The organism is Actinomadura opuntiae, from assembly GCF_030283205.1.
GTDB lineage: Bacteria > Actinomycetota > Actinomycetes > Streptosporangiales > Streptosporangiaceae > Spirillospora.
Genome location: NZ_JASNWF010000029.1, coordinates 52,498 through 69,442, shown reverse-complemented (window position 1 = coordinate 69,442; position 16,945 = coordinate 52,498). Strand labels below are relative to the sequence as shown.

General features: G+C 73.3%; 17 protein-coding genes. 4 read left to right on the top strand and 13 right to left on the bottom strand.

The genetic code is table 11. The features are described from left to right. Positions 1-130: 130 nt before the first annotated feature. Complete coding sequence (locus QP089_RS42725) at positions 131-769, top strand: sulfotransferase family protein (RefSeq protein WP_285920252.1); 639 nt, start codon at positions 131-133, stop codon at positions 767-769. Between the two features lie 81 nt (positions 770-850). Here the strand turns inward: QP089_RS42725 and rlmB are convergent, their stop codons facing one another. The 10 genes from rlmB to QP089_RS42675 form a co-directional block, all read right to left on the bottom strand. Then, on the bottom strand, positions 851-1,771 hold the full coding sequence (gene rlmB / locus QP089_RS42720) for a 23S rRNA (guanosine(2251)-2'-O)-methyltransferase RlmB (RefSeq protein WP_285920251.1): 921 nt from the start codon (positions 1,769-1,771) through the stop codon (positions 851-853). 166 nt (positions 1,772-1,937) lie between these two features. Further along, positions 1,938-3,335 (bottom strand): cysteine--tRNA ligase, encoded by a 1,398-nt coding sequence (gene cysS / locus QP089_RS42715; protein WP_285920250.1) that lies wholly within the window; start codon positions 3,333-3,335, stop codon positions 1,938-1,940. 112 nt (positions 3,336-3,447) lie between these two features. Beyond that, the gene (locus tag QP089_RS42710; protein WP_285920249.1) at positions 3,448-4,344 is read right to left on the bottom strand and encodes an alpha/beta fold hydrolase; all 897 of its coding nucleotides are present in this window, start codon (positions 4,342-4,344) and stop codon (positions 3,448-3,450) included. Continuing rightward, positions 4,319-5,584, bottom strand: a complete 1,266-nt coding sequence (locus QP089_RS42705) for an RNA polymerase sigma factor (RefSeq protein ID WP_285920247.1) — start codon at positions 5,582-5,584, stop codon at positions 4,319-4,321. Before QP089_RS42705 ends, QP089_RS42710 begins: the two co-directional genes overlap by 26 nt. Continuing rightward, a complete protein-coding gene (locus tag QP089_RS42700) occupies positions 5,581-5,937 on the bottom strand; it encodes a YciI family protein (protein ID WP_285920297.1) in 357 nt (118 codons plus the stop codon). The genes QP089_RS42705 and QP089_RS42700 overlap by 4 nt, the downstream gene beginning before the upstream one ends. A 285-nt stretch (positions 5,938-6,222) precedes the next feature. Continuing rightward, the gene (locus tag QP089_RS42695; RefSeq protein WP_285920246.1) at positions 6,223-7,134 is read right to left on the bottom strand and encodes a DUF6585 family protein; all 912 of its coding nucleotides are present in this window, start codon (positions 7,132-7,134) and stop codon (positions 6,223-6,225) included. A 295-nt stretch (positions 7,135-7,429) separates the two neighbouring features. Further along, a complete protein-coding gene (gene fahA / locus QP089_RS42690) occupies positions 7,430-8,650 on the bottom strand; it encodes a fumarylacetoacetase (protein WP_285920245.1) in 1,221 nt (406 codons plus the stop codon). A gap of 50 nt (positions 8,651-8,700) precedes the next feature. Further along, positions 8,701-10,008: a hypothetical protein gene (locus QP089_RS42685; protein WP_285920244.1), complete on the bottom strand. Its 1,308-nt coding sequence runs from the start codon at positions 10,006-10,008 to the stop codon at positions 8,701-8,703. Positions 10,009-10,290: 282 nt separating this feature from the next. Further along, complete coding sequence (gene ispF, locus QP089_RS42680; protein WP_285920243.1) at positions 10,291-10,761, bottom strand: 2-C-methyl-D-erythritol 2,4-cyclodiphosphate synthase; 471 nt, start codon at positions 10,759-10,761, stop codon at positions 10,291-10,293. A 22-nt stretch (positions 10,762-10,783) separates the two neighbouring features. Next, on the bottom strand, positions 10,784-11,266 hold the full coding sequence (locus tag QP089_RS42675; RefSeq protein ID WP_067459337.1) for a CarD family transcriptional regulator: 483 nt from the start codon (positions 11,264-11,266) through the stop codon (positions 10,784-10,786). Between the two features lie 419 nt (positions 11,267-11,685). On the opposite strand from QP089_RS42675, the gene QP089_RS42670 reads away from it, so the two are divergent. Together QP089_RS42670 and QP089_RS42665 are read left to right on the top strand one after the other, a co-directional pair. Further along, complete coding sequence (locus QP089_RS42670) at positions 11,686-12,465, top strand: hypothetical protein (RefSeq protein WP_285920241.1); 780 nt, start codon at positions 11,686-11,688, stop codon at positions 12,463-12,465. A gap of 123 nt (positions 12,466-12,588) precedes the next feature. Then, positions 12,589-13,470, top strand: a complete 882-nt coding sequence (locus QP089_RS42665) for a copper chaperone PCu(A)C (protein ID WP_285920240.1) — start codon at positions 12,589-12,591, stop codon at positions 13,468-13,470. A gap of 86 nt (positions 13,471-13,556) precedes the next feature. Here the strand turns inward: QP089_RS42665 and QP089_RS42660 are convergent, their stop codons facing one another. Together QP089_RS42660 and QP089_RS42655 are read right to left on the bottom strand one after the other, a co-directional pair. Then, complete coding sequence (locus QP089_RS42660; RefSeq protein WP_512699694.1) at positions 13,557-14,228, bottom strand: winged helix-turn-helix domain-containing protein; 672 nt, start codon at positions 14,226-14,228, stop codon at positions 13,557-13,559. A 5-nt stretch (positions 14,229-14,233) separates the two neighbouring features. Then, entirely contained in the window at positions 14,234-15,436 is a 1,203-nt protein-coding gene (locus QP089_RS42655) for a sensor histidine kinase (protein WP_285920238.1), read from the bottom strand. A gap of 179 nt (positions 15,437-15,615) precedes the next feature. On the opposite strand from QP089_RS42655, the gene phoU reads away from it, so the two are divergent. Continuing rightward, a complete protein-coding gene (gene phoU / locus QP089_RS42650) occupies positions 15,616-16,278 on the top strand; it encodes a phosphate signaling complex protein PhoU (RefSeq protein WP_285920237.1) in 663 nt (220 codons plus the stop codon). Between the two features lie 27 nt (positions 16,279-16,305). On the opposite strand, the gene QP089_RS42645 is transcribed toward phoU, so the two are convergent. Then, positions 16,306-16,917 carry a TetR/AcrR family transcriptional regulator gene (locus QP089_RS42645; protein WP_285920236.1) on the bottom strand — a complete coding sequence of 204 codons (612 nt, stop codon included), beginning with the start codon at positions 16,915-16,917 and terminating at the stop codon, positions 16,306-16,308. Positions 16,918-16,945 lie beyond the last annotated feature (28 nt).

The window sequence follows — 16,945 nt, the reverse complement described above, 5'->3', positions numbered from 1 at the left end:
GGGCAGGCCATGCGGTGGGCGGCGGCCACCGTGAGCCCGATGTGCCGTTGCGGGGCGTGACGTCTCCCTTGCACTGCGCCTATCGCCCGGCCGACGCTGGCCTCGGCAACCCGACCGAGAGGAGCTCCCCTTGCTTCAGGTCATCGGCGCCGGATTCGGCCGGACCGGCACGCTCTCCCTCCGGACCGCCCTCGAACGGCTCGGCTACGGCCCGTGCCACCACATGACGGCGCTGTTCGAGGACCCCGCGCAGCTCGTCCTGTGGCGGGAGGTCGCGGACACCGGGGCCGCCGACTGGGACCGCGTCTACGACGGCTACCGCGCGACCGTCGACTGGCCCGGCGCCGCGTACTGGCGGCAGCTCGTCCTCCACTACCCCGACGCCAAGGTCATCCTCACCGTCCGCGACCCCGAACGCTGGTACGAGAGCGCGCACGACACCATCTACCAGTCGCACATGGCGTCGCTCGACGGCGCTCCCCCGGAGCTCGCGGGGATGCGTGACATCGCCGACGCCATCGTCTGGCACGGCGTCCTCGGCGGCCGCTTCGACAAGGACCACGCCATCGGCGTGTTCAACGAGCACAACGCGGCGGTGCGCCGCGAGGTCCCGGCCGGACGGCTGCTGGAGTTCGAGGCCGCCCAGGGCTGGGAGCCGCTGTGCGCCTTCCTCGGCGTCCCCGTCCCGGACGAGCCGTTCCCGCGCAGCAACGACCGCGCCGCGTTCATGGCCATGCTCCAGGAACGCTTGGAGGACACCGCCTCGTGACGCGGCCGGCGGGCCTCAGGAACGCGGCCGGCGGGCCTCAGGAGCGCAGCCGGCGGGCCTCAGGAACGCAGCCGGCGGGCCTCAGGAACGCAGCCGGCTGACCTCGTACAGCGCGATCCCGGCGGCCACCCCGGCGTTCAGCGACTCGGCCCGGCCCGGCATCGGGATCGTCACGAGCAGGTCGCAGGTGTCGGCGACCAGGCGGCCGAGCCCCTTGCCCTCCGAGCCCACGACCAGCACGAACGGGCCGTTCGCGATCTCCAGGTCGGCGACGGTGACGCCGCCGCGGGCGTCCAGGCCGGCGACGAAGCAGCCGGCCTTCTGGTACGCCTTGAGCTGCCGCGACAGGTTCGTCGCCTGCGCCACCGGGACCGTCGCAAGCGTCCCCGCGGACGACTTCCACGCGCCCGCGTTCACCCCCGCGGCGCGCCGCTCGGGCACCACCACGCCGGTGGCGCCGAACGCCGCCGCGGACCGGACGATCGCGCCGAGGTTGCGCGGGTCGGTGATCCCGTCCACCGCGACGATCAGCGGCGCCGTCCCGGTGAGCAGGTCGTCGGGGTGCGCGTACCGGTACGGCTTGACCTGCAGCGCGATGCCCTGGTGGACGGCCCCGTCGGTGAGCCGGTCCAGCTCGTTCTTGCCGGCCTCCAGCAGCGGGATGCCGCGGTCGGCGGCGAGCTGGATCGACTCGCGGACCCGGTCGTCGGTCCCCGACGACACGTACAGCGTGCTGCCGGGCACCCCCGCGCGCAGCGCCTCCACGACCGGGTTCCGGCCGGTGACCAGCTCGGGGACCTCGCCGTTCGCGCGGCGCGCCCCGGCCGGACGCCCCGTCGCGGCGGGGCGGCCCTCGGCGGCCCGCGCCGCGCGCGCGCCCGGGCCCAGCGTCTGGGTGCCGGTCCGCCTGGAGTTCTTGACGGCGCGCGCCTTCTGGCGCTTGCCGTGCCAGTGCCGGTCCTCGGCCTTGGGGGTGGGTCCCTTGCCCTTGCTCTTGCCCATTGTTCGGTACGCCCCTCGCGACGATTGCGTGCGCGCCCTCGCGGCTGTCGGGCGGCTGACATCTCCGGGGCGGCGCACATGCGGACGCCCGCGAACGTCCAATTTTATCCGTAGTGGCCAGTGCACGGCGCGCATTGCGCGTCACGCACGCCGCCGTCTGGTCGCGCTAGTCGCGCTTGAGCTCCCAGCGGGCGCCGTGCGGGGTGTCCTCGACGACGATCCCGGCTTCGGCGAGGCCGTCGCGGATGGCGTCGGCGGACGCGTAGTCCTTGCGGGCCCGCGCCGCCTGCCGCTGCTCCAGGGCCACGGCGACCAGGGCGTCCACGACCGGGCGCAGGTCGTCGCTGCCCGCCTGGTTCCACTGCTCCGACAGCGGGTCGAGGCCCAGCGTGTCCGCCATCGCCCGCACCGACGCCAGATGCTCGCGGACCGCGGCCTCGTCGCCGCCCGCGAGCGCGCTGTTGCCCTCCCGGACGGTCTCGTGCAGCGTCGCGAGGGCCTGCGGGACGCCGAGGTCGTCGTTCATCGCGGACGCGAACGCCTCCGGCACCGCGGCCGCCGGCTCCACCGCGCCCACGACCTCGCCGGCCCGCGTCACGAACCCCTCGATGCGCTGGTAGGCCGAGACCGCCTCCGCCAGCGCGGCGTCGGTGTAGTCCATCAGCGACCGGTAGTGCGCGGAGGCCAGGTAGTACCGGATCTCCGCCGGACGGGCCCTCCCGAGCAGGTCGGGCAGCAGGACGACGTTCCCCACCGACTTGCTCATCTTCTCGCCGTCCACGGTCAGCAGGCCGTTGTGCAGCCAGTACCGCGCGAACCCGTCGCCCGCCGCGCGCGACTGGGCGATCTCGTTCTCGTGGTGCGGGAAGATCAGGTCGACGCCGCCGCCGTGGATGTCGAAGGTCGGCCCGAGGTACTTGGTCGCCATCGCCGAGCACTCCAGGTGCCAGCCGGGCCGGCCGTCGCCCCAGGGCGTCTCCCAGGACGGCTCCCCGGGCTTGGCGCCCTTCCACAGCGCGAAGTCGCGCGGGTCGCGCTTGGCGTCCTCGTTCGGGGTGTCGCCGGTCGGCCGCATGTTCTCCAGCCGCTGGTTCGACAGCTCGCCGTAGTGGTCCGCCCACGACTTCACGTCGAAGTACACGTCGCCGGCCGCGGTGTAGGCGTGCCCGTTCTCGATCAGCCGGCGGATCAGCACGACCATCTCCGGGACGTGCCCGGTGGCGCGCGGCTCGATCGTCGGCGGCAGGCATCCGAGCAGGTCGTAGCCCTGCGTGAAGACCCGCTGGTTGCCCTCGGCGATCGCGAACCACGGCACGTTCCGCTCCGCCGCCACCGCGATGATCTTGTCGTCGACGTCGGTGACGTTCCGCGCGAACGTCACCTCGTAGCCGGACCTGCGCAGCCAGCGCAGCAGCACGTCGTAGATGACACCGGACCGCAGATGCCCGATGTGCGGCGAGGCCTGCGGCGTCGCACCGCACACGTACATCCCCACGCGGCCCTCTTCCAGAGGCTCGAACGCGCGGATGCTACGGGTACCGGTGTCGTAAAGGCGCAGACTCACCACCCCAGGTTATTGGATCGGCCCCTGCCCGCGCGGGCTCTCGCGCACCCGCGCCGCCCCACCTCACTGCGCAGGACGCCGGCGCGGTAGGGCTTGTGCTCGCCGGACGGAGTCATGAGGTGGTGAAGGTCCTGCTCAGGGCGGCCGCGAACGCCGGGGCCTCGGTGCCGAAGCCGCCATGGTCGCCGGGGTAGGCCTCGGCGGGCCGCCCGAGGTGTTCGGCCAAGGCGAGGCTGGCCCGGTGGGGAGGCTCGCCCGCGGACTTCTCACCGACCGCCACGACGACCTGGACGGGCGCCGCGCGCAGCTTCTCGACGTCCAGGACGTACCGGCCGAAGCCGGGCACCTCGTAGCCGACGAAGAAGTCGGTGTTCTTCTCGAAGCGCGCGAACATCTCCAGCATCTCGGGGCCCGGCGCCTCAGCGGACTCCGCGCCATCAGCGGACTCCCCGCCCTCGGCGGACTCCGCGCCCTCGGCGGCTTCCGCATCCTCCCCTGGCTCGTCGCCGCCGGACATGCCCATGGCGGCGCCGAACACGCCCATCGCGGGGCCGACGCCGCCGTCCCGGTAGGCGCGCTCGACGTTCGAGACGACGGACTCCCAGTGATCGGCGTCCGGCAGCAGCCCGAACAGCGGCGGCTCGTGCGCGACGAGCGCACGGACCTGCTCGGGGTGCCGGACCGCCAGCTCAAGGGCGATCTGCGCGCCCGAGCTGTTGCCGAAGACGAGGGCGGGGGCATCGGTCACCGCAGCGAGTAGCCGGGACGCGTCGTCGGCGTGGACGCCGATCTCCTGGCGCTCCGGCGGCCCGGCGAGGGGGCTGCGCGAGTTGCCGCGCCGGTCGTAGGTGACGACCGTGTACCGGTCGGCGAGCAGCCCGGCGAGGCCGGCGTAGCCCGCCGCGTCGTAGATCCCGCCGCAGATCAGCAGCAGGACGGGCCCGGAGCCGCGCACCTCGTAGTGCAGCGAGGCACCGGGGACGTCAAGCGTTCGGGTCGTCGTTTCCATGGTCGTCTTCTCCGTTGAGTCGTGCGATGCGAGCCTCGAGGTAGCGCTGCTCGGGGAGGCTCGTGGTGCCTCGCGCGGCGGCGCGGTAGGCGTCGCGGGCGGCGGCGGTGTCGCCCGCGCGTTCCAGCAGGTGGGCCCGGACGGCCGCCAGCCGGTGGTGCTCGGACAGGCGCTCGTCGCCGTCCAGGGTCTCCAGCAGGTCGAGGCCGGCGCGCGGGCCGTGCACCATCGCGAGCGCGACGGCCTCGCTCAGCGTGACCATCGGGTTCGGCGCCAGGTGCGACAGCAGCCGGTAGAGGGCCAGGATCTGCGGCCAGTCGGTGTCCTCGGGGCGGGCGGCCTCCGCGTGGACGGCGGCGATCGCCGCCTGCACCTGGTACGGGCCGGGCGCCGACCAGGTGAGGGCGTCGGTGATCAGCCCGGTGCCCTCGGCGATGGCCGCGGCGTCCCAGCGGCTGCGGTCCTGCTCGGTGAGCGGCACGAGCAGGCCGTCGGGGCCGGTGCGGGCGGGGCGCCTTGCATCGGTCAGCAGCATGAGGGCGAGCAGCCCGGTGACCTCGCCGTCCCCGGGCAGCAGGCCGTGCACCGCCCGGGCCAGCCGGATCGCCTCCGCGGTGAGGTCGGCGCGCTGCAGTTCGGGGCCGCTGGAGGCGGCGTACCCCTCGTTGAAGATCAGGTACAGCACGTGCAGGACGGCGGCTAGCCGCGCGTCGCGCTCGTCCGGCGGCGGCGGCGCGAAATGGGCGCCGGCCGCCTTGATCCGCTGCTTGGCCCGGCTGATCCGCTGCGCCATCGTCGCCTCCGGCACCAGGAACGCGCGCGCGATCTGCGCGGTGCCCAGCCCGCCGACCGCGCGGAGGGTGAGCGCGACCTGTGAGGACGGCGTCAGCGCCGGATGGCAGCACAGGAACAGCAGGGTCAGCGTGTCGTCGCGGTCGCCGGGCCGGTCCCCGCCGGGGCCCTCGTCGTCCGCCGGGACCTCGCGCAGCGCGACGGCGGCCTCCCGGTCGCGGCGCGCGCGGTCGCTGCGCCACTGGTCGGTGAGCCGGCGCGTCGCGACGGTCAGCAGCCAGCCGCGCGGGTTCTGCGGGACGCCCTCCCCCGGCCACTGGACGGCCGCGGCGAGCAGCGCCTCCTGCACGGCGTCCTCGCACTGGTCGAAGGCGCCGTGCCGGCGGACGAGGGTCCCGAGGACCTGCGGCGCCAGCTCGCGCAGCAGGTCCTCGACCGCGACGGTCACATCTCGCTCCCGGCGTGGTGCATGACGGGACGCACCTCCATCCGCCCTCCGTACCGGACGTCCGGCCAGCGCGAGGCGATCTCCACGGCCCGCTCGAGGCTCTCGCAGTCGACGGTGAGGTAGCCGGCGAGGTGCTCCTTGGCCTCGACGAACGGCCCGTCGGTCACCGCGGGCAGCCCGTCCTTCTCCCGGACGACCCTGGTGGTGGACGGGTCGGCGAGCGCCTCGGTCACCACCAGCTCGCCGCGCTCGGTGATCTCCTTCATGATCTCGTCGACCTCGCCGAACAGCCGCTGCCGCTCCTGCTCGGTCAGCTCCTCGACGAATCCCGGCCGGTTGAAGATCAGCAGCATGTACTTCACGATGTCTCCCCTGTTCCGCGGCGGCCTCGCACGGCCGCGCGGGTCTCGGTGCGGCCCTCGGCGGCCGCGTGTCACCCGGAGATCGGAGCCGCGGCCGATCCCTCGACATCCTCCCCAAAGAAAACTTCCACCCCGCCGAAGAAACCCGCCTCCCCCACCGCCTTCGGGCCGTGGCGCGCCGAGACTCCCCGAGAACGGCTACGCCCGCACCTACGGCCTGGCGCCCGTCGCCACCATCACCACCTGAGACCGTCCGGCCGATTTGCTCTGCTCCTCCTAGGGGAGGCCGAGCATCTCTTTGATCTGGTCGCAGAGGAGGGTGAAGGGCAGCGCGTCGGACATGTGCCCGGCGATCGCGGTCAGGTCGGGGTAGCCGCCGTAGCCCCGCACGGTCAGCAGGCCGCCGTCGATTCCGACCTCGCGGACGGCCTGCCACGGGAGTCGCTGCCCGTCCTTCTCGACGCCGTCGAGATCGACGGTGAACGGGCCGAGGCGCACGGCCTCGCCCGCCTTGACCGCCGCGAGGTAGCGGGGGACCGCGCGGCGCGTCACCTCGGCGGCGACCGTCTCACCGAGCATCCGCACGCCCGGCAACTCGTCGCCGAAGCGCAGCATGCGTCCGTCCGACGTCGCGACCGTGAACCTCCACCGCGTCCCGCCGACCGCTCCTGGAACGCCCGTCCGGGGCGAGCCGGTGGCCCGGCCCGGTGGCGCCGGGGCACCGTCCCGCGTCTGGACGCCGGACACGGTGACCGAGGCCAGATCGTCCCACCCGAACGCCTCCGCATCGGCGCCACCGCCCGCACCGCACGAGCCCTCGCCGGCCCATGCATCGCCCTCCGCCGGCCGGACGTGCCGGGCCCGCGCGAAGGGCTTGTCGCGTGAGGCGCCGTTCGGACGAGGGGACGGGGTCACGATGAGGCCGCCGGTGAAGAGGTGGACCACCTGGGCGCGTTTCCACACGGTGTCCCATCCCGCGATCCAGCCCGCCGCCGCCGCGCATCCCATGGCGATGACGGTGAGCGGGGCGCCGAGCCACGCGCGCCCGGTGAGGAACGCCGCGACGGCGACCGGGACCAGCACGACCACGGCCGCGCCGAACGCGGCCAGCCACGTGAGCGCGCGTCGCCGGGCCGGCCGCCCGTCGAAGGTCCGGACCAGCTCGCCGAGCGCAGGCGACTCAGCCATCGTCCTCCCGGTGCCTGGAGGCGCACGGCCGGGGCCGTCCGGGAGCGTCATGCCGCCTCTGGTCTGGCGCATCACGGCTCACGTGCCCGCGCGGGCGTCCGAGGACGCGTGCCGGCACACGGCCGGAAGCCGCGACCTTCACTACGGCCCTGTAGTACGGCATCGCCGCCTCCCATCGGGGACGCCTCCGTCCCCTTACGGTACGTCTTCGGCCCCGTTCCGTCGGGGTCCGACGCGTCCATGGTCGAGGCCTGCTTCGCTCAAAGGAACTAGAAGCTCATTCTGTGGATAACCGTCAGGGCATCGGCGGGTGCACCGTGCCGGTGACCTCGCCGAGCGAGATGACCGAGCCGGACGCGCCCGGGGCCTTCGCCCGGATCGTCACCGTGTCGCCGTCCTCCAGGAACGTGCGCTGCGTCCCGTCGGCGAGCACCACCGGGTCGCGGCCGTTCCAGCCGAGTTCCAGCAGGCAGCCGCGCTGCCCGCGCTCCGGGCCCGACACCGTCCCGGACGCGAACAGGTCGCCCGTCCGCAGCGGCGCCCCGTTGACCGTGGCGTGCGCGAGCTGCTGCGGCGCCGTCCAGTACATCCCGGCGAACGGCGGCTCCGCGACGACGTGCCCGTTGATCAGGACCTCGAGCCGCAGGTCGAGGCCCCACGGCTCGTCGCACCGCAGGTAGCCGAGCGGCTCGGGGTCCTGGGCGGGCGGGGCCACCCGGGCGTGCTCCAGCGCGGCGACCGGCACCACCCACGAGGAGATCGACGTCGCGAACGACTTGCTCAGGAACGGTCCGAGCGGCTGCGACTCCCACGCCTGAAGGTCGCGCGCGCTCCAGTCGTTGACCAGCAGGAACCCGAACACGTGGTCGCGGAAGGCGGCCGCCGGCACCCCGCGTCCCGCCACGGAGGGCACGCCGGCGACGAACCCGACCTCCGCCTCGAAGTCCAGCCGCAGCGACGGCCCGTACGACGGCTCCGGCTCGCCCGGTCCCGTCAGGCGCTGCCCGGACGGCCGGACGATCGGGGTCCCCGTTGGGTACACCGTCCCCGCGCGCCCGTGGTAGCCGACCGGCAGCCGCTTCCAGTTGGGCTTGAGCGGCTCGGCCTCGGGCCGGAAGATCCGGCCCACGTTGGACGCGTGGTGCTCGGAGGAGTAGAAGTCGACGTAGTCGGCGACCTCGATCGGCCGGAGCAGCTCCACGTCCGCCACCGGGACCAGGTGCGGCAGGACCTGGTCCCGGTGCGCCTCGTCGGTGAGCAGTTCGGTGAGCCGGGCGCGGTTGGCCTGCCAGGCGGCCCGTCCGGCCACCATGAAGGCGTTCAGCGAGCCGGACGCGAAGTAGTGCCGGTCCTCGACCAACCCGGCTGCCGACAACCCCGCGAGGTCGAGGACGTACGCCCCGATCGCCACCCCCACGCGCGGCATCTCCCCGGGGCGTGAGAACACCCCGTACGGCAGGTTCTCGATACCGAAGCCGTCGTCCTCGTCGACCTCAACCCACGAAACCGTCGTCATGGCGTCATATCTTCCCCGGTGTCCCGTGTTCTGACCGGCCCGCGGGGGCCCTACTCGGCGGGCGGCGTCGGGCCGCTGCGGAAGTTGCCGGACGGCGGCGGATTCCAGTCCCAGATGCGGCCCTCACGCTGCTCCGTCTCGTCCTCCGGGCTGGGCGACGGGCGCGGCACCCGCGGCACGCGCGGGACGGGCGGCGCGTCGCCGTCGTCGCCCGCGTCGGGGTCCTCGGCCCGGTCGGCGGGCGGGCCGTCGTGCTCCTCCGCGTCGTCCACGTCGTCCACGCCGTCCACGCCGTCCACGCCGTCCACGCCGGGCTCGCCCTCGTGCCCCGGCATGACGATGTCGGGACGGGTGGTCCGGGCCTGGTCACGCGGCTCGGGCCCGGCGGCGTCGCGGCCCCTGACCAGTTCCACGTCGGTGGCGAGCAGCGCCGGGGCCGGCCGGGGCTCGGGCAGCGGGTCGAACGGAGGAGACGGCTCGCGGTCGAATTCTTCCGCGTACTCGACGCCATAGTCCTCGTCGTCTTCGGCATCGGCGTCGTACTCGTCGTCGCGCTCCGCGTCGTAACCGTGCTCGCGCGGCCCCTCGTCTTCGTGCGCCGTGTCGTATCCGCGCATCGTTGAGGGGGCGTCGGGCTCTTCGTACTCGTGCTCGCGTACCACCGCGTACTCGCCCTCGCGCGCCGTTTCCGGTTCGTGGACGGGCTCGAAGCCGTGGTCGTGTTCCGGCGCGGCGACGGGCAGCAGGTCCAGCGGACGCGCGGGCTCGCGCTCGTCGGCGTACCGGTGCTCGTGGGAGCCGTCGCCGTCCGCGGGCGGGTCCAGGGCGGCGGGCGGTTCCAGGGCCGGGAGCACCTTGACGTGGCCGCGCTGCGTCTCGACGGCCTCGGGCTCGCCGGCCGCGGGACGGGCCACCCGGATCTGCTTGATCATCGTCAGCCACAGCCAGACGGCGACCACCAGCATCACGTGCGGCGCCACCGCGACGCCCGCGCGGACCGGGGTGCGCGGCAGCGACCCGAACCCCCACACCGAGTGCTGGACGGCGGCGGCCGCGGCCCCGGCCACCAGGAGCAGCAGCAGGGCCCAGCGCAGCAGCCGGGTCCACCAGCGGGCGTTGCGGGCGACGACCAGCGCGAGGATCGTCATGGCGGTGAGCGCGTCGGCCATCACGGGATACACCGGCGCCCACCGGTGGCTCGCCCGTCCGGCCAGCGCGAGCTCGCGGAGCACGGGATAGGTCAGCACGTAGGCGCCGGCCGCCAGCGCGACGACGACGAGGCCGGCGGTCGCGGTGAGCAGCCGCCGCTGGGCCGGGGTGTAGCGGGGGCCGCCGGGCCGCGTGGGATCAGATGGCATGACTCTCGTTCCGGGGTGAGCGCCTTGCGGGGTGGGCCTTCAAGGCGACCCTAGCCAGCCCGGACGGCCCTCACGCGCATCTTCACCGCGATCACTCCGGTGCCGCGCGCCTTAAGCCCCGAGACGCCCGCTATGCCGCGCCGCGAAACGCCGCCGCGCACGCGGGAACGCCGCCCCTCACGCGCGAACGGCGCCGCGCACGCGCGAACGCCGACGCATACGCGGGGACGGCGGCGCGCACGCGGGGACGGCGGCGCGCACGCGGGGACGGCGAAGGGGAGATCAGACGGGGGGAAGGACGAGGGCGTTGGCGATGGCGGCGAGGCCCTCGCCGCGGCCGGTGAGGCCGAGCCCGTCGGTGGTGGTGGCGGAGACGCTCACCGGGGCGCCGCCCAGCGCCTCGCCGAGCACCTTCCCGGCCTCGGCCCGCCGCTTGCCGATCTTGGGGCGGTTGCCGACGACCTGGACGGCGACGTTGCCGATCGTGAAGCCGGCCTCGTCGACCAGGCGGGCGACCTCGCGCAGCAGGTCGGTGCCGGACGCCCCGGCCCAGCGCGGGTCGGCGGTGCCGAAGACGGCGCCGAGGTCGCCGAGGCCGCAGGCCGACAGCAGCGCGTCGCAGCAGGCGTGCGCGGCGACGTCGCCGTCGGAGTGCCCGGTCAGGCCGGGGCCCTCGCCGGGCCATTCGAGCCCCGCGACCCACAGCGGGCGCGGGGACGACGAGAACGGGTGGACGTCGGTGCCGACGCCCACCCGTGGAATCCGTGCGCTCAACTCAGCTGGCCAGGACCTCGTCGAGCAGGGCCTCGGCCTTGTCCTCGTTGGTCTTCTCGGCGAGCGCCAGCTCGCTGACCAGGATCTGGCGCGCCTTGGCGAGCATGCGCTTCTCGCCCGCCGACAGCCCGCGCTCCTTGTCGCGCCGCCAGAGGTCGCGGACGACCTCGGCGACCTTGTTCACGTCGCCGGAGGCGAGCTTCTCAAGGTTCGCCTTGTACCGGCGCGACCAGTTGGTGGGCTCCTCGGTGTAGGGTGCGCGCAGCACCTCGAACACCTTCTCCAGACCCTCCTGGCCGACGACGTCCCGGACGCCCACGTCCTCGACGTTCTCGACCGGGACCTGCACTGTCAGGTCGCCCTTGTCGACCTTCAAGACCAGATAGGTCTTTTCCTCACCTTTGATGGTGCGAGTCTCGATGGCCTCGATCCGAGCAGCCCCATGGTGGGGGTAGACGACGGTGTCGCCGACCTGGAAAGTCATGTGACAAGTACCCCTTCCGCTAGAACCAGGGTAGCACGGAAACCGGCGTGGCTGAACCGACCTTGGGTACATATGCGCAGGTCAACCCCCATATTGGGGTATTGACAAAGCTCTTTAATGGTGCATCGGGCACCTGTTCCCCGCACTCTGCGTGACCTCGGCGCCACCCGCGCCCACCGCCGGCCCCCTTACCGCGGACCGCCCTCCGGATACAAGCGTCCCCGCTGCCGATCGGGCGGACGCGCCCCATACTGGAGGTGAACATGCCGCCCCGGGCGGGTACGAAGCGCCCGGAAGGGACCGGAACGGGACCGAACCCGCCTCCGGGGGGCCTCCCGGAGCCCCGGGCACCGCCCGGGGACGGAGCCGGTGGCGGACGGCGGGGCGGCGCCGGCGCAGCGACGGCGAGGAGGTGCGGCGTGAGGCCGGACGGCGACCCGGATCCCGATGACTACGGGCTCCCGCACGTGGACGTCGTCGTGCCCGATGACGCCCGCGAACTCGACCGCGACGTGCTCGCCTACCACCGCGAGGAGCGCCGGCGGCGGCGCCGCAGGCGGTTGCGGCGGCTGTTCCGCCCGGTCACCCGGTTCGGCGTCGCCATCCCGATCATCGCCGGGGCGCTGCTGGTCGCGCTGATCAGCGGCGCGCTGATGACGGCGTTCGGGCCGCGCCCGGCGCCGCGTCCGAAGGGCGTCGCGCTGGCCCCGCACCCGGCCGGGGCGCCGGGCGAGATCGGCGGCCTGCTGCCGGCCGGGTCGGTGGACGAGGTGACCGGCCGCAGGAGCGCCCGGAACCTGCGCGACCAGCGGCCCGCGGTGTTCGGCATCGTGCCGCCGGGCTACCGGTGCCAGGACGTCGTCGCCGTGCTCGCGGGCCGCACCCACGAGTACGGGATCAGGTTCCTGCTGGTCGCCGACCCGCGCCCTGCGGGCGACCGGCGGCCCGTCCCGCTCAAGGAGCTCAAGGCGTGCGCGGGCACCGCCCATGACGGGACGCCGCAGGTCCTGGAGGACGCCAAGGCGCTGCTCGCGGGCGCCTACGCGCCCGCGCCGCCCGCACCGCCCGCGCCGGGCTCGCCGGCGTCCGGGCTGACCGCCGTGTTCGTCCAGCCGGACGGCATCGTCAAGGACGTCGTGCAGGCCCCCGCCCCCGGCCCGGACCTCTCCCAGAAGGTCAAGGCGCTCGGATACGGCTGACATTTTCCAGGCGTGTCGCCACCCCGGATCGGGGCTCGCGCCCGGACCTCGCTACGCTTCCCCTGGCGTGTCTAACGCCGCTCTCGACACTTCCCATGCCTTTTTCGCGAGGAGACCGACGCCGTGATCCGAAACAGCCGACGAGTGGTCGCGCTCGCCGTCGCGGGCGCCGTCGCGATCGCACCGGTGATCTCCGGCTGCGGCGCCGGCGAGGAGCCTCAGACCTCCGCCCCCACCCAGCTGACCGAGGGCGTCAACGCGTCGCTCCCGAAGAACCGGCCGGCGGCGGCGCAGATCGACATCCGCAACCTGTTCGTGCTCGGGCCGGTGCCGGGCCAGACGCTGGCGCAGGGCGCCTCCGCGCCGCTCTACGCGACGATCATCAACCAGGTGAAGGGCCGGCCGGACAAGCTGGTCGCGGTGAGCTCCCCCGCGTTCTCCCAGGTGAAGATCACCGGGGGCGGTGTGGTGATCCCGCCGGCGGCGCCGTCCGGTGAGGGCAGCGCGGTGAAGCTGATCGGGCAGACGATCGCGCCGGGCGCGACCGAGTCCCCCAAGAAGGGGAAGAAGTCGCCCGGCGCGACCGAGTCGCCGAGCGCCACCGGAACGCCCGTCACGCCCGCGCCGACGGGCACCGGCGAGGCGCCGAGCGGGAACCCCTCGCAGGAGTCCAGCAACACGCCGTCGGCGCCGCAGCAGACCCCGAACGTGCCGTCGCCGGCCTCCGGGACGGGCCCGCTCGTCGTGCTGACCGGGCTGGCCCAGCAGCTCTACGGCGGCGAGCACCTCAAGGTGACGCTGCAGTTCGAGCAGGCCGGGTCCATCGAGGTCGAGGTCCCGGTGATCCCGCAGCAGGGCGAGTACCAGACCTACCCGGCCGCGGCCGAGGCGTCCCCGAGCACCGGCGCGTCCCCGAGCGGCAGCGCGAGCCCGTCGCCGACCGTGTCGGGCGGCTCCGGTGAGAACGGCGAGTCCCCGACGCCGTCGGTCTCCCCTTCCCAGTGAGGCTCTGAACAACGGGGAACGGCCCGTACGGCGATCGCCGTACGGGCCGTTCCTTTTATTGCGGCTATTGCGGCCGACTTCGCTTCTTACGGTTCGAACTTGTAGCCCAGGCCGCGGACGGTGACGATGTAGCGCGGCGAGGACGGCGTCGCCTCGATCTTGGCGCGCAGCCGCTTGATGTGGACGTCCAGGGTCTTGGTGTCGCCGACGTAGTCGGCGCCCCAGACGCGGTCGATCAGCTGCATGCGGGTCAGGACGCGGCCCGCGTTGCGCAGCAGCACCTCCAGCAGCTCGAACTCCTTCAGGGGGAGCTGGACGGGCTCGCCGCCGACGCTGACCACGTGCCGTTCCACGTCCATCCGGACCGGGCCGGCCTCGAGGGTGGCGGGGGCCAGCTCCTCGACCTCGCCCTGGCGGCGCAGCACGGCCCGCATCCGGGCGATCAGCTCCCGGGTGGAGAACGGCTTGGTGACGTAGTCGTCGGCGCCGAGCTCGAGGCCGACGACCTTGTCGACCTCGCTGTCCTTGGCCGTCAGCATGATCACCGGGACGCTGGACCTGGTGCGCAGCTCCCGGCACACCTCGGTGCCGGGCAGGCCGGGCAGCATCAGGTCGAGCAGCACGAGGTCGGCGCCGTTGCGCTCGAAGATGTCGAGCGCGTCGGGTCCGGTGGCCGCGACGGCCACCTCGAAGCCCTCCTTGCGCAGGTTGTACGACAGTGCGTCGCTGAACGACTCCTCGTCTTCAACGACGAGCACGCGGGTCACGGTGTTGCCTCCCGGGCGGTTTCCATTGCGGCCCTTCCGACGGGCCTCACTGCGGGCACGGGCGGGTCGAGCAGGGGGAGCCGGAGCGTGAACGTCGAACCGGACCCCTCCTTGCTCCACACCGTCACCTCTCCGCCGTGCTTGGTGGTGACGTGCTTGACGATGGCCAGGCCGAGGCCGGTGCCGCCGGTCTGCCGCGAGCGGGCGGGGTCGACCCGGTAGAACCGCTCGAAGATCCGCTCGATCTCGCTCTCCGGGATGCCGATGCCCTGGTCGGTGACGTTGATCTCGACGTAACGGTCCTCGCACCGGCGGGCGGACACGACGATCCGGGTGTGCTCGGGGCTGTAGGCGACGGCGTTGTCGATCAGGTTGCGCAGCGCGGTGATCAGCAGCTCCTCGTCGCCGCGCACCCGCAGGCCCTCCTGCCCGCCGGCGGCCAGCTCGATGTCCTTGCTGGCCGCCTTGATCGAGCAGCGGTCGATGGCCTCGGCGGTGATCTCGTCCAGCCGGACGGGGACCAGCTCGGGCAGCGGCTCGTCGCCCTGGATCCGCGACAGGGTCATCAGGTCCTGGACGAGGTTGGTCAGCCGGACGGACTCGTACTGCATGCGCCCGGCGAAGCGGCGGACGGCCTCGGGGTCGTCGGCGGCGCCCTCGACGGTCTCGGCGAGCAGCGACAGCGCGCCGACCGGGGTCTTCAGCTCGTGGCTGACGTTGGCGACGAAGTCGCGGCGGATGGCCTCGGTGCGGCGCATCTCGGTGAGGTCCTCGGCGAGCACCAGGACGAGGCCGTGCGAGCCGAGCGGCGCGACGCGGACCGCGAACCAGCGCCCCTCGGCGCGACCGCGCCGGCGGGTCTCCCCGACCTGGATCTCGGTCTCGCGGATCTCGCCGTCGCGGCGGACGAGCCGGGCCATCGCCAGCAGCTCGTCGACGACGAGGCGCTCGCCGCTGACCATGCCGAAGGCGCGGGCGGCGGAGCTGGCCCGCAGCACCCGGTCCTCGGCGTCCACGACGACGGCCGAGGACCGCAGCACGCTGAGCACCGAGGCGACCCCCGGTGGGACAGCGTGGGCGGGCGCCGCCGGGGGCGCCGTCCGCTGGGCTCGCTCGCTCACGCGCACCGCCAATCCAGTCGCGAGCCCGATCGCGAGCCCGGCAAGCCCTGTCAGGCTCGCGACGATTTCGACCTCCACACCACGGATCGTAAGCGGCGTTGCGAGCGGTGCGGCCCGGTGGCCTGCCCGAACGGGGTCTCGTTCCCCGAAAGTTCACCTTCTTATACGCGGTGGTTCATGCTGATGGGGCAGGCTGTTGCGTGGGCGAGTCCGTCCGGAATGCCGCTCTTGAACCCCTTTGCCCCAAGGAATCCCAATTGCGTGACGCGTATCACGAGGAGCTCGACTCCCTCTCCGACAAGCTGGTGGAGATGACCCGGCTCGTCCGGTCCGCGATGGCCCGCGCGGTGACCGCGCTGCTGGACGCGGACCTGCGGCTGTCGGAGGAGGTCATCAGCTCCGACGAGGTCGTGAACAAGATCGACTCGCAGATCGAGCAGACGGTCTTCGACCTGATGGCGCGGCAGCAGCCCGTCGCCGGCGACCTGCGCGCCCTCATCACCGCGCTGCGCATGAGCGGGGACCTGGAGCGGATGGGCGACCTCGCGGTGCACATCGCCAAGACGGCCCGCCGCCGCCACCCCGAGTCGGCCGTCCCGCCCGAGCTCCAGGCCACCGTCCTGGAGATGGGGCAGATCGCCGAGCGGATGATCGCCAAGACCGGCAGTGTGATCGCGTCCCAGGACGTCGAGATGGGCCTGGAGCTCGACGCCGACGACGACCAGATGGACCGCCTGCACCGCCGGCTGTTCGACATCCTGCTGTCCCCCAAGTGGAAGCACGGCGTCGAGCCCGCCGTCGACATCACGCTGGCCGGCCGCTACTTCGAGCGCTTCGCCGACCACGCCGTGCACGTCGCGGAGAACGTCGTCTACCTGGTCACCGGCCAGCGGCCCGAAGAGATCACCGACCTGCCCTGACCCGGCGGGCGCGGCGGGCGCGGCGGGTCAGACCGGCTGCGCGACGAGGGCGCTGTGAGCGAGCGCCCTGATGCCGAGCTTCAGGTCCTGCGGCGTGACGTCGTCGATCAGGAGCCGCTGCAGCAGGTAACCGGGCATGATCGCGAAGAGGGTCTTGCTCGCGGCCGCGACGTCGGTCCCGGCCGGCAGCCGCCCGTCGTCGACGAGGCGCCGCAGGTAGGTGCTCCAGATGTCGCGCAGCCCGGCGAACGACCCGGTGAGGTGCTCGGCGAGGTCGGCGTCGTACATGGCGAGGGCCCAGGCCTGCGGGGCGAGCCGCACGGGGCCGTCCTCGCCTGACAGGCCGGTGAGCTTGTCGGCGAGCGCCTCGAAGATCTCGTCCAGCGGGAGCAGCCGCTCGCCGGCGGTGAGCTCGACGAGGAACGCCTGAAGGTCGCCGACCACGGCCATCAGGTTGGCGGCGACGATCTCGTTCTTGCTCCTGAAGTACCGGTAGACGGCCCCGGCCGACAGCCCCGACTCGGCGAAGATGTCCTGCATGGACGTCTCGTGGATCCCCTTGCGGACGAAGCACCGGCGCGCGGCGTCCAGGATCTGGCGGCGGCGGCGTTCGAGGTGCTCCTCGCTGACCCGTGGCATGGGACCAATCTAAAACGAACGTTCGTTT